A 21,654-nucleotide genomic window follows, 5' to 3' on the forward strand; every position below is an offset into this window, starting at 1 on the left:
TCATGCTTATTTTAAAAAATGTCACCGCCGTGCAGTTGCATCCGGCAATGGTTCAGGAAAACGTCGATATCGCCATCGACGGCGAGGAGATTATGGCGGTCGGGCCGGCGTTAACCCAGCGTTTCCCGGACGCGTCATACAAAGAGATGCATGGCCGGGTGGTGATGCCCGGCATCGTCTGCTCGCATAACCATTTTTACTCGGGGCTGTCGCGCGGTATTCAGGCGAAGATCGATCCCTGCCCGGACTTTATCTCCACCCTGAAAAACCTCTGGTGGCGGCTGGACCGGGCGCTGGATGAGGAATCGCTCTATTACAGCGGCCTGATTTGCTCGCTTGAAGCGATCAAAAGCGGCTGTACTGCGGTCATCGATCATCACGCTTCACCCGCTTACATCGCCGGTTCGCTGGATACGCTGCGCAACGCTTTTATTAAAGCGGGTTTGCGCGGGATGACCTGCTTCGAAACCACCGACCGCAACGGCGGGCTGAAGGAGCTCCGGGCGGGTGTCGAAGAGAATATCCGCTTCGCGAAGCATATCGATGCGGCGAAAGAGAAAGGCCAGCAGCCGTATCTGGTGGAAGCCCATATTGGCGCGCACGCTCCGTTCACCGTACCGGACGCCGGGCTGGCGATGCTCAGCGAAGCGGTCAAGGTGACCGGGCGCGGGCTACATATCCATGCGGCGGAAGACCGCTATGACGTCTCTCACAGCCATCACCACTACGGCAAAGACCTGCTGGCGCGGCTGGCGGAATACGACCTTATCGACAGCAAAACGCTGATCGCCCACGGGCTGTATCTCTCCGCCGATGATATCAAGCTGCTGAACGATAAAGACGGCTTCCTGGTGCATAACGCCCGTTCCAATATGAACAACCACGTGGGCTACAACCAACAGCTCACCAGCGTTCGTAACCTGGCGCTCGGCACCGATGGCATCGGCTCGGATATGTTTGAAGAGCTGAAATTCGCCTTCTTCAAACACCGCGACGCCGGCGGCCCGCTGTGGCCGGACAGCTTCGCCCGCGCGCTGACCAACGGCAACGCGCTGCTGAGCCGCAACTTCCACGCCAAATTTGGCCGCCTGGAAGCAGGCTACAAAGCGGACCTGACCTTCTGCGATTACGCCTCCCCGACGCCGCTGCTGCCAGAAAACGTTGCCGGACATATCGCGTTCGGTCTCGGGTCGTCGAGCGTGCACAGCGTAATGGTGAATGGCGTGATGGTCTACGAAGACCGCCAGTTCGCCTTTGATTGTGAACCCATCTATGCGCAAGCACGAAAAGTCGCCGCCCGGATGTGGCAACGCATGGATGCACTGAATTAAAACCTGCCGCCTCCCGGCTAGCGGGAGGCGAAAAATGAGGGTGAATTATGATTGAGCACTTTCTCACACCAGGCTCCATTGAGCAGGCGCTGGAACTTAAGCAGCGCTATCTGGACGATGCCACCTGGTTTGCGGGCGGCAGCAAGCTAAATTCCGCGCCGGGCCGCACTGAAAAAACCGTGGCGATCTCGTTGCAGCGTTTGTCCCTCGACTGGGTCGACTGGGATAACGACTGCATGCGCATCGGCGCAATGACCACGCTACAAACGCTGCGCGACAGCCATCATCTGCCTCCCGCCCTGTATGAGGCGTTGGGATTTGTTTACTCCCGCCACCTGCGCAACCAATCCACATTAGGCGGAGAAATCGCCGCCATGGAGCAGGAATCGGTGCTGGTCCCGGTACTGCTGGCGCTGGATGCGGTACTGGTGTTTGGCGACGGCGAAACCGAGGCACTGGAAAGCTACCTTGCGCAACCCGCCGACCGCCTGATTACCGAAATCATTATTAAAGACCCTTATCGCGCCTGCTCTACCCGCAAAATCAGCCGCTCCCAGGCGGGCCTCACCGTATTAACCGCCGCCGTGGCTATCGACGAAGACCAACGTGTTCGTATCGCGCTGGACGGCGTGGCGGATCGCCCCTTGCGATTACGGGATGTGGAGGCGCAGCGGCTGGACGGCGAGCAGCTTGAAGCCGCCGTCGCCGCGGCGGTTTTCCCGCGTGACGATGTGCGCGGCAGCGTGGCCTATAAGCGTTATATCGCCGGTGTGGTGGTGGCCGACCTGTATGCGGACTGCCAGCAGAAGGGAGAGGAAATCCAATGATTATTCAATTTACGCTTAACGGCAGCGCGCATCAGCTTGATGCCCATCCCGGCGCCAACGTTCAGAAACTGTTGTTCGGGCTGGGGATGCACTCGGTACGCAACAGCGACGACGGATTCGGCTTCGCCGGTTCAGACGCCATCCTGTTTAATGGCCGAGTGATTAACGCTTCGCTGCTGATTGCCGCCCAACTGGAAAACGCCCACATCAAAACGGCGGAATCATTAGGCAAATGGAACCAACTCAGCCTGGTGCAACAGGCGATGGTGGACGTCGGCGTCGTCCAGTCGGGCTATAACGATCCCGCCGCCGCGCTGATTATTACCGACTTACTCGATCGCATCTCCACACCGACCCGCGATGAGATCGACGATGCGCTATCTGGCCTGTTCAGCCGCGACGCTGGCTGGCAGCAGTATTACCAGGTGATCGATCTGGCGGTGGCGCGTAAAGCCGATCCCCACGCCACCTGCGCCGTTGCGCCAACATTCCGTGACGATCTGGCGGTAGTCGGCAAGATCCACCCGAAAACCGACGCCGCCAAAATGGTTCAGGCCAAGCCCTGCTACGTGGAAGATCGCATTACAGCGGATGCCTGCACCATCAAAATGTTGCGCAGCCCGCATCCCCACGCGCTGATAACCCACCTTGACGTCAGTAAAGCCGAAGCGCTGCCCGGCGTGGTACACGTGATCACCTGGCGCAACTGCCCGGATATCTACTACACCCCCGGCGGGCAAAGCGCGCCGGAGCCTTCGCCGCTTGACCGCCGCATGTTCAGTAAAAAACTGCGTCACGTGGGTGACCGCGTCGCGGCAGTGGTCGCCGAAAGCGAAGAGATCGCCTTGCAGGCGTTGAAACTTATCGATGTGCAATACCAGGTGCTAAAACCGGTGATGTCGATTGATGAAGCCATGGCGGAAGACGCGCCGGTGGTTCACGACGAGCCGGTGGTGTATGTCGCGGGCGCGCCGGATACGCTGGAAGAAGACAATAAAAAAGCCGTCCAGCGCGATGAGCATATGATTATCAACTTCCCGATTGGCTCACGCCCGGCGAAGAATATTGCCGCCAGCATCCATGGCCACATCGGCGATGTCGAGCGCGGTTTTGCCGAAGCGGACGTAATTATCGAACGCACCTATTCGTCAACCCAGGCCCAGCAATGCCCGACCGAAACCCATATTTGCTTTACCCGTATGGACGGCGACCGGCTGGTGATCCACGCCTCAACCCAGGTGCCGTGGCACGTGCGCCGCCAGGTGGCGCGCATCGTCGGCCTGAAGCAAAACAAAGTGCACGTGATTAAAGAGCGCGTGGGCGGGGGCTTCGGATCGAAGCAGGATATTTTGCTGGAAGAAGTGTGCGCCTGGGCCACCTGCGTAACGGGCCGCCCGGTCTGGTTCCGCTATACCCGCGAAGAAGAGTTTATCGCCAACACCTCGCGCCACGTGGCGAAAGTCACCGTGAAGCTGGGCGCCAAAAAAGACGGGCGCTTAACCGCCATCAATATGGATTTCCGCGCTAACACCGGGCCGTTCGGCAACCACTCGCTGACAGTGCCCTGTAACGGACCGGCGCTCTCGCTGCCGCTCTACCCATGCGATAACGTCGATTTCCAGGTGACAACTTACTACAGCAACATCTGCCCAACCGGGGCTTATCAGGGCTACGGCGCGCCGAAAGGCAACTTCGCCATCACCATGGCGCTGGCGGAACTGGCGGAACAGTTGCAGATCGACCAACTGGAGATGATCGAACGTAACCGGGTTCACGAAGGCCAGCAGCTGAAGATCCTCGGCGCGATTGGCGAAGGTAAAGCGCCGACCTCTGTGCCCTCCGCCGCCAGCTGCGCGCTGGACGAGATCCTGCGCCAGGGCCGGGAGATGATCCAGTGGGATTCGCCAAAACCGAGCCAGGGCGACTGGAAGATAGGCCGCGGCGTGGCGATCATCATGCAGAAATCCGGGATCCCGGATATCGATCAGGCCAACTGCATGATCAAACTGGAATCCGACGGCACCTTTATTGTCCACTCCGGCGGCGCGGATATCGGCACCGGGCTGGATACGGTGGTCAGCAAGCTCTCTGCGGAAGTGCTGCGCTGCCCGCTGGAAGATGTGCACGTGATTTCCGGTGATACCGACCACGCGCTGTTTGACAAGGGCGCTTACGCCTCGTCCGGCACCTGCTTCTCCGGCAACGCGGCACGCATGGCCGCCGAAAACCTGCTGAAGAAAATCCAGTTCCACGGCGCGCAAATGCTCAATGAGCCGGAAAGCGACGTGACGATTGTCGCACCCGGCATCGTGCGCGGTAAAAAAGGCGAAGTCACTTACGGGCAGATTGCCCATAAAGCGGAAACCGGCACCGGGTTCGGCACCCTGGTGGCGACGGCCTGCTACATCACGCCGGAATTCGCCTTCCCGTATGGGGCCAACTTTGCCGAAGTGGCGGTGAATACCCGCACCGGGGAGATCCGGCTGGATAAATTCTATGCCCTGCTCGACTGCGGCACTCCGGTTAACCCGGATCTCGCTCTGGGGCAGATCTATGGCGCAACACTGCGCGCCATCGGTCACAGCCTGATGGAAGAGATTATTTATAACGCCGAAGGCCAGCCGATTACCCGTGATTTACGCAGTTACGGCGCGCCGAAGATTGGCGACATCCCACGCGATTTCCGTGCGGTGCTGGTGCCAAGCGATGACAAAGTCGGGCCATTTGGCGCGAAATCCATCTCTGAGATTGGCGTAAACGGGGCCGCGCCCGCTATCGCCACCGCCATTCATGACGCCTGCCAGGTCTGGCTGCGGGAATGGCACTTCACCCCGGAGAAGATCCTCAGCGCATTAGGAAAATTGTAATTGTGCAGGCCGCTACGGCGGCCTGTTTCCAACGATTCAATGCCTCACAACATAAGCGTCTGCGTACAGAGCCTGTACCGGCTCAGGGCAAATTGTCCCTGAAAAACGGGGGTTTAAGGCAGGTAATTATTAATTGAATCAGATGATCATATTTGCTTAACAGGAGTAAAGGGATGTCTGATATATCGCACAAAGGGTCGGATCTTATTTATGAGTTAGAAGATAACCCACCGTTTCATCAAACCCTGATTGGCGCCATTACCCACCTGCTGGCGATATTCGTGCCGATGGTGACCCCTGCGCTGATCGTCGGCGCGGCGCTGCAACTCTCAACCGAAACTACCTCTTACCTGGTTTCCATGGCGATGATCGCCTCCGGCGTTGGCACCTGGCTCCAGGTGAATCGCTACGGGCATATCGGCTCGGGTTTACTGTCGATTCAGTCGGTGAACTTCTCATTCGTTACCGTGATGATTGCGCTGGGCAGTAGCATGAAGAGCGACGGCCTGCATGAAGAGCTGATTATGTCGGCGCTGCTGGGCGTGTCGTTCGTCGGCGCGTTTTTAGTGGTCGGCTCCTCGTTTATTCTTCCTTACCTGCGACGGGTCATCACCCCCACCGTCAGCGGCGTGGTGGTGCTGATGATCGGCCTGAGCCTGATCAAAGTCGGCATTATTGATTTCGGCGGCGGGTTCGCCGCCAAAAGCAGCGGCACCTTCGGCAATTATGAAAATATCGGCGTCGGCCTGCTGGTGCTGCTGGTGGTCATCGGCTTTAACTGCTGCCGCAGCCCGCTGTTACGCATGGGCGGCATCGCGATTGGCCTGATTGTGGGTTACATCGTGTCATTTTGCCTGGGCATGGTGGATTTTAGCAGCATGCGCAATCTGCCGCTGGTCACCGTCCCGATCCCGTTCAAGTACGGGTTTGAATTCAACTTTCACCACTTCCTGGTGGTCGGCACCATTTATTTGCTGAGCGTGCTGGAAGCCGTCGGGGATATCACCGCCACCGCGATGGTTTCGAACCGCCCGATCAAAGGCGAAGAGTATCAGTCGCGCCTGAAGGGCGGCGTGCTGGCTGACGGGCTGGTTTCGGTGATCGCCTCTGCCGTGGGCTCCCTGCCGCTGACCACCTTTGCCCAGAACAACGGCGTGATCCAGATGACCGGCGTGGCTTCCCGCTACGTGGGGCGATTTATCGCCGTGATGTTAGTTATCCTCGGGCTGTTTCCGAGCATCGGGCGCTTCTTCACCACCATTCCCGCGCCGGTGCTGGGCGGCGCAATGACGCTGATGTTCTCGATGATCGCCATCGCCGGGATCCGCATCATCATCTCTAACGGCCTGAAACGCCGGGAAACCCTGATCGTCGCCACCTCGTTAGGGCTGGGCCTCGGCGTTTCCTATGATCCGGCGATTTTCCAGGTGCTGCCAGCCTCTATCTACGTGCTGGTTGAAAACCCCATTTGCGCAGGGGGCCTGACCGCCATCCTGCTGAATTTGTTGATTCCGCTTGGGCAGCAGCAAGAAGAGCCGGTGCCTCATGCGGTTGAAGAACTGGATTAACCACTAAGGAGTCGATCATGTCAGGCGAACAGACGCTAAAAGCCGTGCGCGGGAGCTTTCTCGATATTACCCGCACCGTTGAGCATCCCGAGGAAATCGAGTCCGCGTTGCGCTTTGTGGAAGACGGGCTGCTGTTGATCCGCGACGGTAAAGTGGCGTGGTTTGGGCAATGGGAAGAGGGAAAAGCGCAAGTCCCCTCCTCGATTCGCGTGCGCGATTACCGGGGCAAAATCGTGGTGCCCGGGTTTGTCGATACCCATATTCACTACCCACAAAGTGAAATGGTCGGGGCCTACGGCGAGCAACTGCTGGAGTGGCTGAATAAACACACCTTTCCCACCGAGCGCCGTTATCAGGATGCGGAATACGCCCGGGAAATGTCGACTTTCTTTCTGAAGCAACTGTTACGCAACGGCACCACCACGGCGCTGGTATTCGGCACCGTGCACCCGGAATCGGTGGACGCCTTGTTCGAGGCCGCCAGCCAAATCAATATGCGAATGATTGCCGGGAAAGTGATGATGGATCGCAACGCCCCGGACTATCTGCTGGACGACGCCGAAAGCAGCTATCTGCAAAGCAAAGCGCTGATCGAGCGCTGGCATAAAAATGGCCGCCTGCTGTACGCCATCACCCCGCGCTTTGCCCCGACCTCCACGCCGCAGCAGCTCGCCATGGCGCAACGGTTGCGCGAAGAGTATCCCGATACCTGGCTGCATACCCATCTTTGCGAAAACAAGCAGGAAATCGCCTGGGTTAAAGAATTATTCCCGGAACACGACGGCTATCTGGATGTGTATCACCAGTACGGGCTGACCGGGAAACGCAGCGTATTCGCCCACTGCGTCCACCTTGAAGAAAAAGAGTGGGACTGCCTGAGCAAAACCGGCTCCAGCATCGCCTTCTGCCCGACCTCCAACCTCTATCTCGGCAGCGGCTTGTTCAATCTTCAGCAGGCGTGGCGCAAAAAAATCAAAGTGGGGATCGGCACCGATATCGGCGCAGGCACCACCTTCAACATGCTCCAGACGCTGAACGAGGCCTACAAAGTGGTGCAGTTGCAGGGCTACCGGCTTTCCGCTTACGAGGCCTTTTATTTGTCGACCCTGGGCGGCGCGCATTCGCTGGGGCTGGACCACTGCATCGGCAACTTTACCCCCGGTAAAGAAGCGGATTTTGTGGTGCTGGAACCTACCGCCACCCCACTCCAGCAGCTGCGCTACGACAACTCCATCTCACTGGTCGACAAGCTGTTTGTGATGATTACGCTCGGCGACGATCGTTCGATTTACCGTACCTACGTCGATGGCCGTCTGGTTTATGAACGCACCTGATTATTAAAATGTTAACTGAGGGCATTCTTATGTCTGGCGATACGCTACACACACCCACTACCGCGCAGCCGCGCAATGCACTGGACCATTTTTTCAAAATCTCCGAGCGCGGCAGCACCACGCGCCAGGAGATACTTGCGGGTTTAACCACGTTTCTGGCGATGGTCTATTCGGTCATCGTGGTGCCGGGGATGTTAGGCAAAGCCGGCTTTCCGCCTGGCGCGGTATTTGTCGCAACCTGTCTGGTGGCGGGCTTTGGCTCGCTGCTGATGGGGCTGTGGGCCAACCTGCCAATGGCCATCGGCTGCGCCATTTCTCTTACCGCCTTTACCGCCTTCAGCCTGGTGCTTGGCCAGCAGATCAGCATTCCGGTGGCGCTGGGCGCGGTGTTTCTGATGGGGGTGATTTTCACCGCCATTTCCGTGACCGGCGTGCGTACCTGGATCTTACGTAATCTGCCGATGGGCATCGCCCACGGTACCGGCATCGGCATTGGCCTGTTCCTGCTGCTGATTGCCGCCAACGGCGTCGGCATGGTAATCAAAAACCCGCTGGAAGGTTTACCGGTCGCACTGGGCGCGTTTACGTCTTTCCCGGTGATGATGAGCCTGCTGGGGCTGGCGATGATCTTCGGGCTGGAAAAATCGCGCATTCCCGGCGGGATCCTGTTAGTGATTATCGGCATTTCGATCATCGGGCTGATTTTCGATCCGGCGGTGAAATACCACGGGCTGGTGGCGATGCCAAGCCTGAGCGGCGAAGACGGCAAGTCGCTGATTTTCAGCCTGGATATTATGGGCGCGCTGCAACCGCACGTGCTGCCCAGCGTGCTGGCGCTGGTAATGACCGCCGTGTTTGACGCCACCGGCACCATCCGCGCCGTGGCAGGCCAGGCCAACCTGCTGGATAAAGATAACCAGATTATCAACGGCGGCAAGGCGCTAACCAGCGACTCGGTGAGTTCGATTTTCTCCGGGTTAGTGGGCGCGGCGCCGGCGGCGGTGTATATCGAATCGGCGGCGGGAACGGCGGCAGGCGGCAAAACTGGCCTGACGGCGGTGGTGGTCGGCGCGCTGTTTCTGCTGATCCTGTTCTTGTCGCCGCTGTCGTATCTGATACCGGGTTATGCCACCGCGCCTGCGCTGATGTATGTTGGCCTGCTGATGCTGAGCAACGTTTCGAAACTCAACTTCAACGACTTTATTGATGCCATGTCCGGCCTGGTGTGCGCGGTGTTTATCGTGCTGACCTGTAACATCGTCACCGGGATTATGCTGGGCTTCGTGACGCTGGTGGTGGGCCGGGTATTTGCCCGGGAATGGGATCGCCTGAACATCGGCACCGTGGTGATTGCCGCCGTGTTAGTGATTTTCTACGCCGGAGGCTGGGCGATTTAAGGATCTGAGAAACCAAAAAAAACCCGCTTCGCGAAGCGGGTTTTTTATTGGCTGCAACTACATAGCCACCTGGCTCGCGGTGTTGTGCGCAAACATCGCCAGCATATCCCGCGCCGCCTGATGCCCGGCTGCCATCGCGGTGACCACTAAATCCGCGCCGTGCACCGCATCACCGCCGGCAAACACGTTATCACGGGTGGTTTGTGTTACCAGCCGCCGCGCGCCGCCGGTGATGATTAACCCGTCGTCGTCACGCCGCACGCCGCTGCCCTGCAACCACGGCATCGCGTGAGGCCGGAAGCCGAACGCCATAATCAGCACATCCGCAGGCAGCTCAAATTCAGAACCGGCTATCGGCTGGGGACGCCGCCGCCCATCCGCGCCCGCCGTACCCATCTCGGTGCGAATCAGCCCAATCCCGCTTACCTGCCCATGCGCATTGCGGGCGATATACTGCGGCTGGACGTTGAATAAAAATTCCACGCCCTCTTCCCGGGCGTTGGTCACCTCTTTGCGCGAACCGGGCATACTGGCTTCATCCCGACGATAAGCGCAGGTCACGCTGGCAGCCTCGCGCCGCACCGAGGTACGCAGGCAGTCCATCGCGGTATCCCCACCGCCCAGCACGACGACCTGCCTGCCTTTCAGTTCGGTCCACGGATAGTCGGGCGAATCCTCCAGCCCCATCACCCGCCGGGTATTGGCGATTAAAAACGGCAGCGCCTGAATGACGCCTGGCGCATCTTCATGTTCCAGCCCGGCGGTCATAAGCCCGTAGGTGCCCATCGCCAGGAATACCGCGTCGTACTCTTCGGTTAGCTGATGGAACGATTTATCGCGGCCAATCTCGCAGTTGAGATGAAACTGAATGCCCATCTCGCTGAAGATTGCGCGCCGCTGGCTGAGCAGCGATTTATCCAGTTTAAACGGCGGAATGCCGAAGGTCAGCAGGCCGCCGATTTCCGGATGGCGGTCGAACACGTCGACTTTCACCCCTTCGCGCGCCAGGAAATCGGCGCAGCCTAACCCGGCCGGCCCCGCGCCAATCACCGCCACGCGTTCCCGGCGCGGCAGTGCGGGAACAAAGGTGGGTCGCCAGCCCATTTTTAGCGCGCTGTCGGTGATGTAGCGTTCGAGATTGCCGACAGTCACCGCGCCGCTGCGGTTTTTCAGGGTGCAGGCCCCTTCACACAGGCGATCCTGCGGACAAACGCGACCACAGATTTCGGGTAACGAGCTGGTCTGGTGAGAAAGCTGCGCCGCCTCTTTAATCCGTCCCTGCTGAACCAGGCGGATCAAATCCGGTATGGCGTTATGTACCGGACAGGTCCAGTTGCACCAGGCTTTCTGCGCGCAATACAGACAGCGCTCGCTTTCATAGCTGGCCTGCGCCTCATCCAGCCCGTGATAGATTTCCTCAAAATGGGTTTTGCGCTCGGCGGCGTCGCGCTTTTGCGCCCCCTTGCGCGGCGGTTTACGCAAGATGATTTTGTTCTGCGGCGTCGGCATAAATCCCTGCGGGTCCGCCGCCTGTAACTGGCGGGCGCAGCGCAATTTGCCAAGCCCGTCGCTGTCCATGACGCGTAACGCCTGAGTCGGGCAATGGGAAACACAGGCGGGCCGGGCGTGCTCTACCGACTGGCATAAATCGCATTTTTGGGCCAGCAGCCCCTTCTCATCAGGCGTAACGACAATATCAATCGCGCCAAACGGGCAGGCTACCAGGCAGCTTTTACAGCCGATACAGCGCGTGGCGTCCAGTTGGATCACCTCGCTCTGGTAGTGCAGCGCCTCTACCGGGCAACTCTTGACACAGGGCGCGTCGAGGCAGTGTTTGCAGGTTACCGCGCTGCTGTGTTCGCCGTTGAATATGACGCGTATGCGCGGCAAAAAATCGCTGCGCTGCTGCGGCCAGCCGTCGTTATGCGCAACCACACAGGCAACCTCACAAGCGCGACAACCGATACACTCCGTGCTATCGGCGACAATCAATCTGTTCATAGGCATCCTTTATGTTTCGGTTTGTGAAATTACTTTTCTGGAAACAATGCAAGAACCGGGCGATGTTGTGATTCCCGGTCCTTAAGAGCCAAATGTTGTGAATGCGGTCAAATTAATGGCGCCAGAACTGTGGCAAGCGGTTTTCTATGGCAGGCGTTGCGCTCTCAGAATGAGAGACGGGAAAGAGGAGTAAAGAACGAATTTATCCTCACGCGATCCTGAGATAAGCGATCCACAATGAATCGCCTGCTTTATCAATCTGAGAATCCCCGGTTTTATCAAATGCAAACGCTTGCGTCACGCTCTGGTCTGATGCCTGCGCGACACGGCAACTTTGTGAACTCCCCCGCGTTTTAACCACTTCCTTTGGCCTGAACGAAAAACTGGCACTTTCTGAGCATGGTGTCAGAGGTTGGCAACCGTAATCACATCACGGCAGATCCGGGTCGTCTCAGACCGTCGTCAGAGGAAGCCGTATTCACGCAGGCAGCGCCTGGTCTGCTCGCGGGTTTAACAAAAGGATGGAATTCATGAGTACGCTTGATTCACGACCACAAACGCTCCCCCAGGATAACGCCGCGCCGACGGACGAAGTCGACCGCGTGTTGTCCCCGGCAAAACTGTGCATTCTCGGATTACAGCATGTGCTGGTGATGTATGCCGGCGCGGTGGCGGTGCCGCTAATGATTGGCGACCGGCTCGGGCTGGACAAAGAAACCGTCGCGCTGTTAATCAGTTCCGATCTGTTCTGCTGCGGCGTGGTCACGCTGCTGCAATGTCTGGGCGTGGGCCGATTTATGGGGATCCGCCTGCCGGTCATTATGTCGGTAACCTTCGCCGCCGTGACCCCGATGATCGCCATTGGCCTGAACCCGGATATCGGGCTAACGGGGATCTTTGGCGCGACGATCGCGGCAGGGGTGATCACGACGCTGTTGGCCCCGGTAATTGGCCGTTTGATCCCGCTGTTCCCGCCGCTGGTGACCGGCGTGGTGATCACCTCGATCGGGTTGAGCATTATTCAGGTGGGTATTGACTGGGCGGCGGGCGGTAAGGGCAATCCGCACTACGGTGATCCGGTTTATCTGTGCATCTCGTTTGCCGTGCTGCTGTTTATTCTGGTGGTGACCCGCTTTGCTAAAGGGTTTATGTCAAACGTGGCGGTGCTGCTGGGGATCGTGTTTGGTTTTGTGCTGTCGCTGATGGTCAATGAAGTGAATCTGGCGGGTCTGCATGATGCCAAATGGTTTGCCATCGTCACGCCGATGGCGCTGGGTACGCCGGTGTTCGATCCGGTGTCGATCCTCACCATGACTGCCGTGTTGATTATCGTGTTTATCGAATCGATGGGGATGTTTCTGGCGCTGGGAGAAATCGTCGGGCGCAAGCTGACGTCGCAGGATATCGTGCGCGGCCTGCGAGTGGACGGCGTCGGCACGCTGTTCGGCGGCTTGTTTAACAGCTTTCCGCATACTTCGTTTTCGCAAAACGTCGGGCTGGTGAGCGTGACCCGCGTCTACAGCCGCTGGGTGTGCGTGGCGGCGGGGATCATTTTGATACTCTTCGGCATGGTGCCGAAAATGGCGGTGCTGGTGGCGTCTATCCCGCAATTCGTGCTGGGCGGCGCGGGGTTGGTCATGTTCGGAATGGTGCTCGCCACGGGTATTCGCATTCTCGCCCGCATCAACTACACCACTAACCGTTACAACCTTTATATCGTGGCTATCAGCCTGGGCGTGGGGATGACGCCGATGCTGTCGCACAACTTTTTCTCGCAATTCCCTGCTATGCTCCAGCCGCTGCTGCACAGCGGGATCATGCTGGCGACCTTTAGCGCGGTCACGCTGAATCTGTTTTTTAACGGATACCATCCGCAAACCGGGTTGGCGGAAGAGCCATCCTGCGTCAGCGGCAAGTCGGTGAGAACGGTGCGGATGTGGTTGTTATTGCGCAAGGTGAAGAAGAATCGGGAATCGGGGGAATAAACCGGACATTCATGCCTGCGGATAGGGCCTTTCGCAGGCTTGTTGCAATGCATCTCCGGCGTATTCCTGACGGCGTTATAAGTATTGCAAACGCCCCATCAGACTACTATGATGAAGGCGTCGATACAGACCGGAACCGAGAAATCGGGGTATTGATACCGGAGAATGAACTCTCTTCTCCCCCAGCCTGAGAGCGGGATAATCAAAGGTACAGGCCGGAATTTTTGAGAGTAAAAATCGAAATTACTTTCGCACTAAGGCGCTAATTATCAGCGCCTTTTTTATTTCCTGCGAGGTAAATACGTCTGACCGTTTAAACGAAGATGACCAATATAGCTAAATTTTACGGGTTTACCCTTCGGCATCGTATCTTTGCCCCATTGATCCCTCTCATAAGCTGAGGTCACAAACAGCATTAATCCGCATGGATTATTAGCATCCGGGCGCAGGTCAAAGAACACAGCATAATCGTGGATCGCCGCATAGTAGTACACTTCATTGCTGCTTTTATCGAAATGCGGAACAATATAGCCGTTAACCAGATGCTCCTGTATAAGGCGTGGAAGATTCAGGCTGCATTGATAGCGCGCCTCACAAAAATAACGGCCGCTTATTAATGGTTGCCCATTACCTTTTTTATCCGTAAAACAATGATGAGAGAAAGCAACAGAAATACTGACAATGCTACCGTTCATGGTTGTCTGAAAGCTGAACGGATGAAGGTGTTTTAAGTCGAAGTTTTTTCCGTTGTCGTTCACATCGCGCCAGCTTGTTCCCTGCACATTGGCATCCTCAAAGTTAACAACGGGAGGATGCTAACACATGCGTTCACGATGAAAATATCGCTACGGTATGGATTATTTTGCGGATATTCCACCGGGATAATCCGCCATACCTGAAATAAAAAAACCCCGGTATAAACCGGGGTCATTCACAATGCTGAAACCTTACTTAACCGGACGCATTGCCGGGAACAGGATCACGTCGCGAATGGTGTGGCTGTTGGTGAACAGCATAACCATACGGTCGATACCGATGCCCAGGCCTGCGGTCGGCGGCAGACCGTGCTCCAGCGCGGTCACGTAGTCTTCGTCGTAGAACATCGCTTCATCGTCGCCCGCATCTTTGGCATTCACCTGATCCAGGAAACGCTGCGCCTGGTCTTCCGCATCGTTCAGCTCGCTAAAGCCGTTGCCGATTTCACGGCCGCCGATGAAGAATTCAAAGCGGTCAGTGATTTCCGGGTTCTCGTCGTTACGACGCGCCAGCGGAGAGACTTCTGCCGGGTATTCGGTAATGAAGGTCGGCTGGATCAGGTGCGCTTCCGCCACTTCTTCGAAGATCTCGGTCACGATACGGCCCAGACCCCAGCTCTTCTCAACCTTGATACCGATGGATTCAGCAATCGCTTTGGCAGAATCGAAGTTGTCCAGGTCCGCCATATTGGTTTCCGGACGATATTTCTTGATCGCTTCGCGCATGGTCAGTTTTTCGAACGGCTTACCGAAGTCGAACACTTCATCGCCGTAAGGCACTTCGGTTTTGCCCAGAACGTCCTGCGCCAGGGTGCGGAACAGCGATTCGGTCAGCTCGATCAGATCTTTGTAATCCGCATACGCCATATAGAGTTCCATCATGGTGAACTCTGGGTTATGACGCACCGAGATGCCTTCGTTACGGAAGTTACGGTTGATTTCGAACACGCGTTCGAAGCCGCCAACCACCAGACGCTTCAGATACAGTTCCGGCGCGATACGCAGGTACATATCCAGATCCAGCGCGTTGTGATGGGTGATAAACGGACGGGCAGACGCGCCGCCTGGGATCACCTGCATCATCGGGGTTTCCACTTCCATAAAGCCGCGGCCCACCATGAACTGACGGATGCCCGCCAGGATCTGGGAACGCACCTTGAAGGTATTGCGGGATTCATCGTTGGAGATGAGATCCAGGTAGCGTTGACGGTAGCGCGCTTCCTGATCCTGCAGGCCGTGGAATTTATCCGGCAGCGGGCGCAGGGCTTTGGTCAGCAGGCGCAGTTCAGTACAGTGGATCGACAGCTCGCCAGTTTTGGTTTTAAACAGCTTGCCGCGCGCCGCCAGGATATCGCCCAGATCCCACTTTTTAAACTGCTCGTTGTAAACGCCTTCCGGCAGATCATCGCGGGCAACATATAGCTGAATGCGGCCGCCAACGTCCTGCAGGGTGACGAAAGAGGCTTTACCCATAATGCGGCGGGTCATCATACGACCGGCCACCGCCACTTCCACATTCAGCGCTTCCAGCTCTTCGTTTTCTTTGGCATCGAATTCAGCGTGCAGTTGGTCAGAGGTGTGGTCGCGACGGAAATCGTTCGGGAACGCGACGCCCTGCTCACGCAGTTGCGCCAGCTTGTCGCGACGGGTCTGGAGTTCGTTATTAAGATCGGCTACCGCATCAGCGTTCTGCGCGTGTTGTTCAGACATGTTGGTTCCTCATAACCCTGCTTTCAAACTTGCTTCGATGAATTTGTCCAGATCGCCATCCAGCACCGCCTGCGTGTTACGGGTTTCAACACCGGTACGCAGATCCTTGATGCGGGAGTCATCCAGGACGTAAGAGCGGATCTGGCTGCCCCAGCCGATATCCGATTTGTTATCTTCCAGCGCCTGTTTCTCAGCGTTTTTCTTCTGCATCTCAAGCTCATACAGCTTCGCTTTCATCTGCTTCATGGCCTGATCTTTGTTCTTGTGCTGAGAACGGTCGTTCTGGCACTGCGTCACCGTACCGGTCGGAATGTGGGTGATACGCACCGCGGATTCCGTACGGTTAACGTGCTGGCCGCCCGCGCCAGATGCGCGGTAAACGTCGATGCGCAGATCCGCCGGGTTGATTTCGATATCGATATCATCGTCCACTTCCGGGTAGACAAACGCGGAACTGAACGAGGTGTGGCGACGGCCACCGGAGTCAAACGGGCTCTTACGCACCAAGCGGTGAACGCCGGTTTCAGTACGCAACCAGCCAAACGCGTATTCGCCGGAGATTTTGATGGTGGCGGATTTAATACCGGCCACTTCGCCTTCGGATTCTTCGATGACTTCGGTTTTGAAGCCGCGCGCTTCAGCCCAGCGCAGATACATACGCAGCAGCATGCTGGCCCAGTCCTGGGCTTCGGTGCCGCCGGAACCGGCCTGCAGGTCGAGATAGCAGTCGGCGCTGTCGTATTCGCCGGAGAACATGCGGCGGAATTCCAGCTGCGCTAATTTGGCATCGAGCTGATCGAGTTCGGCTACGGCTTCGTTGAAGGTTTCTTCATCGTCAGCTTCAACCGCCAGTTCCAGCAGGCCGGAGACATCTTCCAGGCCCTGGTTTAACTGGTCCAGCGTATCGACGATGGCTTCCAGAGACGAGCGCTCTTTACCCAGCGCCTGGGCGCGTTCAGGCTCGTTCCAGACGTCAGGCTGTTCGAGTTCAGCGTTTACTTCTTCGAGACGTTCTTTCTTTGCATCGTAGTCAAAGATACCCCCTAAGAACGTCGGTGCGCTCGGTGAGGTCCTGAATACGGTTTTTTACCGGGTTAATTTCAAACATGGTCAGTATGATCTTTAAGTGATGACGGTAGTCAGAATGCGGTCGTAAGGGCGAAAGTTTACCGGAAATTCGCCCTTTTTTATAGCGAAACTGGCGTTAAAGCGGCCAGAGATGGTCGATTATTAACTGCAGGCTGCGATTGCCGCGAAACTCGTTGATATCCAGCTTGTAAACGATTTCCACCTCGCGTACCCCCGCGTCGGGCCAGCGGGCGGTATCAACATTAAACGCGATGCCGTCTAACAGCGGGCCGCCCTGCGCCGGCTCCAGCATGACTTTGAGGTGACGCTCCCCCACCAGCCGCTGCTGCAACAGGCGAAAACGCCCGTCAAACGCCGGTTCCGGGAACGCCTGGCCCCACGGACCGGCATCACGCAATTGTTCGGCGACCTCCAGCGTCATCTCCTGAGGCTGTAGCGGGCCGTCGGACCACACTTCTCCTTCGAGCAACGCCGGGTCGAGCCATTGCTCTACCAGTGCAGCGAAGCGCTGCTGAAACTCCTCAATTTTTGCGGCTTCCAGCGACAGGCCCGCTGCCATGGCGTGGCCGCCAAATTTGAGCATCAGTCCTGGATTAAGCGTGTCGAGGCGCTCCAGCGCATCGCGCAGATGCAGCCCGGGAATCGACCGCCCGGAGCCTTTAAGCGTGCCGTCGCCCGCAGGGGCAAAGGCGATGACCGGGCGATGGAACCGCTCTTTAATCCGCGATGCCAGGATACCCACCACGCCCTGGTGCCACTCAGGATGATAAATCGCCAACCCGACCGGCAGTTCGTCAGCGCTTTTCAGGAAGGCATCGCACAACGCCAACGCTTCTGCCTGCATGCCCTGCTCGATCTCTTTACGGGTCTGGTTTAACGCGTCCAGTTCATTCGCCAGCACGCGGGCCTCGCCGGGGTTATCGCACAACAGCAGCGCCACGCCCACCGACATATCGTCCAGCCGCCCGGCGGCATTTAAGCGCGGCCCGAGGGCGAACCCCAGATCGCTGGCCGCCAGTTTTTGCGGATCGCGGTTGGCAATTTCTAACAGCGCGCGAATACCCGGACGACATTTCCCGGCGCGAATACGGCTCAGCCCCTGCCAGGTCAAAATGCGGTTATTGGCATCGAGCGGCACCACGTCCGCCACGGTGCCTAACGCTACTAAATCGAGATATTCCGCCAGATTGGGAATAGCGATGCCCTGTTCGTCAAACCAGCCTTTATCGCGTAGGTGGCTGCGCAGCGCCAGCATCAGGTAAAACGCCACGCCAACGCCCGCCAGTGATTTCGACGGGAATTCGCAGTCCGCCAGGTTGGGGTTGATGATGGCTTCTGCGTCCGGCAACGTGGCGCCCGGCAGGTGGTGATCGGTCACCAGCACCGGGATACCGTACTGATGCGCATGCTCTACGCCTGCATGGGAGGAAATGCCGTTATCCACCGTCATGATCAGCTCAGCGCCCAGCGCTTTTGCCTGATCCACCACTTCCGGGCTTAACCCGTAGCCGTCTTCAAAACGGTTCGGCACCAGATAACCAATCTCTTTGCCGCCGAGGCTGCGCAGCGCCAGCACGCTGAGCGCGGTGCTGGTCGCGCCATCGGCGTCAAAATCCCCCACCACCACGATCCGCTGCCCGGTCTTAAACGCCTGATATAGCATTTCAACGGCGGCGTTGATGCCGGTTAGCTGCTGCCAGGGAAGCATTCCCTTTACGCTGCGCTCAAGATCTTCCGCGCCGCGCACGCCCCGGCTGGCATACAGCCGTTTTAACAGCGGCGAAAGCGTCGGCGGCAGCACCGCGGTTTCATCCACCGTACGCCGACGGAGTTGCGATTGTTGCTTCACCCGTTATTGCCCGCCGGTCTGTTTCTGGTGTTGGTCAAGGAAAGCTTTCATCTCTTTCGGCCCCTGATAACCCGGAACCACATAGCCATTGCTTAACACAATCGCCGGTGTCCCGGTCACGCCGAACTGTACGCCCAGCGCGTAGTGATCGGCGATATCGATATCGCAACTGGCGGCGGGTACGGATTTGCCGCTCATGGCGTCATCAAAGGCTTTATTGCGGTCTTTGGCGCACCAGATAGATTTCATGTCTTTCTCCGCCTGGCTCTGGATGCCCTGACGCGGGAACGCCAGATAACGCACGGTGATGCCCAGCGCGTTATAGTCTTTCATCTCTTCATGCAGTTTGTGGCAATAGCCGCAGGTGATATCGGTAAACACGGTGATGACGTGTTTTTCCTGCGGGGCTTTATAAACAATCATCTCTTTTTCGAGCTGGGCAAGTTTGCCCATCAGCAGCTTGTTGGTCACATTGACTGGCGAGCTGCCGCTGACGTCATACAGCGGCCCCTGGATAATGTGTTTGCCGTCTTCGGTGACATACAGCACGCCGCTGCTGGTCAGCACGGTTTTCAGGCCGGGTACCGGAGAGGCCTGAATATCCGCGCTTTGCACGCCCAGTTTCGCCAGCGATTGTTTAATTACCGCGTCGTCAGCGTGAACCATACCGGAAACAGTGGCTGCCAGAAGCGTCAGCAGCATAAAGCCTTTTTTCATAACATGTCCTTAGTCAGCAATCACTTACGCACGAGGGTGATGCTGTTGATGAAGTTGCCGCAGGCGTTCAGTCGCCACGTGCGTATAAATTTGCGTCGTTGATAAATCGCTATGGCCCAGCAGCATCTGCACCACGCGCAGATCCGCGCCGTGATTAAGCAAATGCGTGGCGAAAGCATGGCGTAAAACGTGAGGCGAGAGTTTATCGCTGTCAATGCCTGCCAGTGTGGCGTAATGCTTAATGCGATGCCAGAAAGTCTGGCGCGTCATTTGTTGCGCGCGGTTACTCGGGAACAGCACATCGCTGGACTGGCCGTTAAGCAGCCACGGCCTGCCGTGTTCGAGATACTGCTCCAGCCAGTGCACGGCCTCTTCGCCCAGCGGCACCAGACGCTCTTTGTTACCTTTCCCCACCACGCGCACCACGCCCTGGCGCAGGCTGATATCACTCATGATCAGCCCCACCAGCTCAGACACGCGCAGCCCGGTGGCATAAAGCACTTCGAGCATCGCCTTGTCGCGAAGTTCAATCGGGTTACCTTCCAGCGCCGGGGCCTGCAACAGCCGATCAACCTGGGCCTCGCTTAAATCCTTCGGCAAGCGCTGAGGCAGTTTCGGTGAGGCCAACGAGGCGCTGGGATCGTCCGGACGGATTTTTTCCCGGTACAGATGCTGAAACAGCCGGCGCACAGCGCTGAGCAGGCGCGCAGAACTGGTGGCCTTATAGCCCCCTTCGACGCGCTCGGCGAGCAATCCCTGTAGATCATCGCTACCAGCGGAGAGTAAATCCCGCTGATGATGATGGAGCCACTGCACCAGCATCGTCAGATCACGACGATAGGCGCTAAGGGTGTTTTCCGACAGATTCCGCTCCAGCCAGAGCGCATCCAGAAACTGTTCGACGCGGGCAATATCCTGTTCCACACGAGCCTCTCGTTTATCACGCAGGGTTGCATTATGCATGATAGCGGCCGCGATCTGGTACACTGAGCCACCCGCACAGCAAGAAATGAGATGTAATCGCGATGAAAATGGGTCTTTTTTATGGTTCCAGCACCTGTTACACCGAAATGGCGGCGGAAAAAATCCGCGACATTATCGGGCCGGAGCTGGTTACGTTACACAACCTGAAAGATGACGCCCCGGCGCTGATGGCGCAGTACGATGTGTTGATCCTCGGCATTCCGACCTGGGATTTTGGTGAGATTCAGGAAGACTGGGAAGCCGTATGGGACCAACTGGACACGCTGGATCTCGAAGGAAAAATCGTTGCGCTGTACGGCATGGGGGACCAGCTTGGCTACGGTGAATGGTTCCTTGACGCCCTCGGTATGCTGCACGATAAGCTGCTGCCGAAAGGCGTGAAGTTTGTTGGCTACTGGCCGACCGAGGGATACGAATTTACCAGCCCGAAACCGGTGATTGCCGATGGGCAACTTTTTGTCGGCCTCGCGCTGGATGAAACCAATCAATACGACCTTAGCGATGAGCGTATTGAACAGTGGTGCGAACAGATTCTGGCGGAAATGGCCGAACATTTCTCCTGAGCGATTATGACGGGCGACCGCTTTGCGGTTGCTGTAACAGCACCCGGCGCAAATCGCGCCATTCACTGGCATCCATGCTGTCCGCCGCCAGCCATAAATGCTGGCTGCGTTGCGATTCAGGATGCCGCAAGCGCAGCAGCATCCCGCTTTGCAGCATCCACGGCGCGCCGGTCAATTCCCATTCCACGCCCTGCCAGCGCAGCCGGTAGTCCATTGTCAGTTTTACTTCGCCTTGCAGCGAATGAATACGCCGCTGGCTACGCACGCAATCAAATACCACCAACGACAATAAAACCAACCAAACCGGCATATAACTCAGCGGCCAGGGCAGCAGTAAAATCACCGCTGCGACAATGCCGTGCAGCATGAGGGAAAACCACTGTGCGCGCCACGAGACGCGGAGATCAGATTGCCACAGGACCACGATCCCGGTTCCGCGTCTGAATCAGTTGCACCATGCGCTGCAATTCACTGTCTGCAGGCTTACCGTGATTCATTAACCAGTTGAAAAGATCGGGATCGTCGCATTCGAGCAGGCGAATAAACACCTGTTTATCGGCATCGCTCAGAGAGTCGTACTCGTGTTCAAAGAACGGCATGATAGAAATATCCAGCTCACGCATCCCGCGACGGCACGCCCAGTGAATACGGGCTTTATTGTTAATATCCATGACTGC

General features: G+C 57.4%; 17 protein-coding genes. 8 read left to right on the forward strand and 9 right to left on the reverse strand.

Annotated features, from left to right (window positions below; genetic code table 11):
* Positions 1-2: 2 nt before the first annotated feature.
* The 6 genes from ssnA (at position 3) to FHW74_RS09170 (ending at position 9,324) form a co-directional block, all read left to right on the forward strand.
* Positions 3-1,331 carry a putative aminohydrolase SsnA gene (ssnA, locus tag FHW74_RS09145; protein ID WP_183170133.1) on the forward strand — a complete coding sequence of 443 codons (1,329 nt, stop codon included), beginning with the start codon at positions 3-5 and terminating at the stop codon, positions 1,329-1,331.
* Between the two features lie 47 nt (positions 1,332-1,378).
* On the forward strand, positions 1,379-2,158 hold the full coding sequence (ygfM, locus tag FHW74_RS09150; protein ID WP_183170134.1) for a molybdopterin-dependent oxidoreductase FAD-binding subunit: 780 nt from the start codon (positions 1,379-1,381) through the stop codon (positions 2,156-2,158).
* A complete protein-coding gene (locus FHW74_RS09155) occupies positions 2,155-5,025 on the forward strand; it encodes a molybdopterin-dependent oxidoreductase Mo/Fe-S-binding subunit (RefSeq protein ID WP_183170135.1) in 2,871 nt (956 codons plus the stop codon). Before ygfM ends, FHW74_RS09155 begins: the two co-directional genes overlap by 4 nt.
* A 173-nt stretch (positions 5,026-5,198) precedes the next feature.
* Complete coding sequence (locus tag FHW74_RS09160; protein ID WP_183170136.1) at positions 5,199-6,593, forward strand: nucleobase:cation symporter-2 family protein; 1,395 nt, start codon at positions 5,199-5,201, stop codon at positions 6,591-6,593.
* A 17-nt stretch (positions 6,594-6,610) separates the two neighbouring features.
* Positions 6,611-7,927, forward strand: a complete 1,317-nt coding sequence (gene guaD / locus FHW74_RS09165; RefSeq protein WP_183170137.1) for a guanine deaminase — start codon at positions 6,611-6,613, stop codon at positions 7,925-7,927.
* A gap of 29 nt (positions 7,928-7,956) precedes the next feature.
* Positions 7,957-9,324 (forward strand): NCS2 family permease, encoded by a 1,368-nt coding sequence (locus tag FHW74_RS09170; protein ID WP_183170138.1) that lies wholly within the window; start codon positions 7,957-7,959, stop codon positions 9,322-9,324.
* A gap of 57 nt (positions 9,325-9,381) precedes the next feature.
* On the opposite strand, the gene FHW74_RS09175 is transcribed toward FHW74_RS09170, so the two are convergent.
* A complete protein-coding gene (locus FHW74_RS09175) occupies positions 9,382-11,325 on the reverse strand; it encodes an FAD-dependent oxidoreductase (RefSeq protein ID WP_183170139.1) in 1,944 nt (647 codons plus the stop codon).
* Between the two features lie 530 nt (positions 11,326-11,855).
* On the opposite strand from FHW74_RS09175, the gene FHW74_RS09180 reads away from it, so the two are divergent.
* Positions 11,856-13,310, forward strand: coding sequence for a nucleobase:cation symporter-2 family protein (locus tag FHW74_RS09180; protein ID WP_183170140.1), 1,455 nt, complete (start codon positions 11,856-11,858; stop codon positions 13,308-13,310).
* Positions 13,311-13,591: 281 nt separating this feature from the next.
* On the opposite strand, the gene FHW74_RS09185 is transcribed toward FHW74_RS09180, so the two are convergent.
* The 6 genes from FHW74_RS09185 to xerD all read right to left on the reverse strand — a co-directional run bounded on the left by FHW74_RS09185 (position 13,592) and on the right by xerD (position 20,354).
* The gene (locus tag FHW74_RS09185; protein ID WP_183170141.1) at positions 13,592-14,092 is read right to left on the reverse strand and encodes a hypothetical protein; all 501 of its coding nucleotides are present in this window, start codon (positions 14,090-14,092) and stop codon (positions 13,592-13,594) included.
* A 165-nt stretch (positions 14,093-14,257) separates the two neighbouring features.
* On the reverse strand, positions 14,258-15,775 hold the full coding sequence (gene lysS, locus FHW74_RS09190) for a lysine--tRNA ligase (protein ID WP_183170142.1): 1,518 nt from the start codon (positions 15,773-15,775) through the stop codon (positions 14,258-14,260).
* 9 nt (positions 15,776-15,784) lie between these two features.
* A protein-coding gene (gene prfB / locus FHW74_RS09195; protein WP_183170143.1) for a peptide chain release factor 2 occupies positions 15,785-16,883 on the reverse strand; the annotation gives its coding sequence in 2 pieces (ribosomal slippage) (positions 15,785-16,807 and positions 16,809-16,883; 1,098 coding nt in all).
* Positions 16,884-16,979: 96 nt separating this feature from the next.
* On the reverse strand, positions 16,980-18,713 hold the full coding sequence (gene recJ, locus FHW74_RS09200) for a single-stranded-DNA-specific exonuclease RecJ (RefSeq protein ID WP_183170144.1): 1,734 nt from the start codon (positions 18,711-18,713) through the stop codon (positions 16,980-16,982).
* Between the two features lie 3 nt (positions 18,714-18,716).
* A complete protein-coding gene (gene dsbC, locus FHW74_RS09205) occupies positions 18,717-19,430 on the reverse strand; it encodes a bifunctional protein-disulfide isomerase/oxidoreductase DsbC (protein WP_183170145.1) in 714 nt (237 codons plus the stop codon).
* Positions 19,431-19,454: 24 nt separating this feature from the next.
* Positions 19,455-20,354 carry a site-specific tyrosine recombinase XerD gene (gene xerD / locus FHW74_RS09210; RefSeq protein WP_183170369.1) on the reverse strand — a complete coding sequence of 300 codons (900 nt, stop codon included), beginning with the start codon at positions 20,352-20,354 and terminating at the stop codon, positions 19,455-19,457.
* A gap of 101 nt (positions 20,355-20,455) precedes the next feature.
* On the opposite strand from xerD, the gene fldB reads away from it, so the two are divergent.
* Complete coding sequence (fldB, locus tag FHW74_RS09215) at positions 20,456-20,977, forward strand: flavodoxin FldB (RefSeq protein WP_183170146.1); 522 nt, start codon at positions 20,456-20,458, stop codon at positions 20,975-20,977.
* Positions 20,978-20,981: 4 nt separating this feature from the next.
* Here fldB and FHW74_RS09220 read toward each other — a convergent pair whose 3' ends face one another.
* Together FHW74_RS09220 and sdhE are read right to left on the reverse strand one after the other, a co-directional pair.
* Positions 20,982-21,401, reverse strand: coding sequence for a protein YgfX (locus tag FHW74_RS09220; RefSeq protein WP_183170147.1), 420 nt, complete (start codon positions 21,399-21,401; stop codon positions 20,982-20,984).
* Positions 21,382-21,648, reverse strand: coding sequence for an FAD assembly factor SdhE (gene sdhE / locus FHW74_RS09225; protein WP_183170148.1), 267 nt, complete (start codon positions 21,646-21,648; stop codon positions 21,382-21,384). Before sdhE ends, FHW74_RS09220 begins: the two co-directional genes overlap by 20 nt.
* Between the last annotated feature and the right edge of the window lie 6 nt (positions 21,649-21,654).

It is taken from the genome of Atlantibacter sp. RC6 (assembly GCF_014193285.1).
GTDB lineage: Bacteria > Pseudomonadota > Gammaproteobacteria > Enterobacterales > Enterobacteriaceae > Atlantibacter.

Bases quoted from the DNA above. Each gene is read 5' to 3' on its own strand.
- ssnA (WP_183170133.1), top strand. From the start codon at position 3: ATGCTTATTTTAAAAAATGTCACCGCCGTGCAGTTGCATCCGGCAATG.
- ygfM (WP_183170134.1), top strand. From the start codon at position 1,379: ATGATTGAGCACTTTCTCACACCAGGCTCCATTGAGCAGGCGCTGGAA.
- FHW74_RS09155 (WP_183170135.1), top strand. From the start codon at position 2,155: ATGATTATTCAATTTACGCTTAACGGCAGCGCGCATCAGCTTGATGCC.
- FHW74_RS09160 (WP_183170136.1), top strand. From the start codon at position 5,199: ATGTCTGATATATCGCACAAAGGGTCGGATCTTATTTATGAGTTAGAA.
- guaD (WP_183170137.1), top strand. From the start codon at position 6,611: ATGTCAGGCGAACAGACGCTAAAAGCCGTGCGCGGGAGCTTTCTCGAT.
- FHW74_RS09170 (WP_183170138.1), top strand. From the start codon at position 7,957: ATGTCTGGCGATACGCTACACACACCCACTACCGCGCAGCCGCGCAAT.
- FHW74_RS09175 (WP_183170139.1), bottom strand. From the start codon at position 11,325: ATGAACAGATTGATTGTCGCCGATAGCACGGAGTGTATCGGTTGTCGC.
- FHW74_RS09180 (WP_183170140.1), top strand. From the start codon at position 11,856: ATGAGTACGCTTGATTCACGACCACAAACGCTCCCCCAGGATAACGCC.
- lysS (WP_183170142.1), bottom strand. From the start codon at position 15,775: ATGTCTGAACAACACGCGCAGAACGCTGATGCGGTAGCCGATCTTAAT.
- dsbC (WP_183170145.1), bottom strand. From the start codon at position 19,430: ATGAAAAAAGGCTTTATGCTGCTGACGCTTCTGGCAGCCACTGTTTCC.
- fldB (WP_183170146.1), top strand. From the start codon at position 20,456: ATGAAAATGGGTCTTTTTTATGGTTCCAGCACCTGTTACACCGAAATG.
- sdhE (WP_183170148.1), bottom strand. From the start codon at position 21,648: ATGGATATTAACAATAAAGCCCGTATTCACTGGGCGTGCCGTCGCGGG.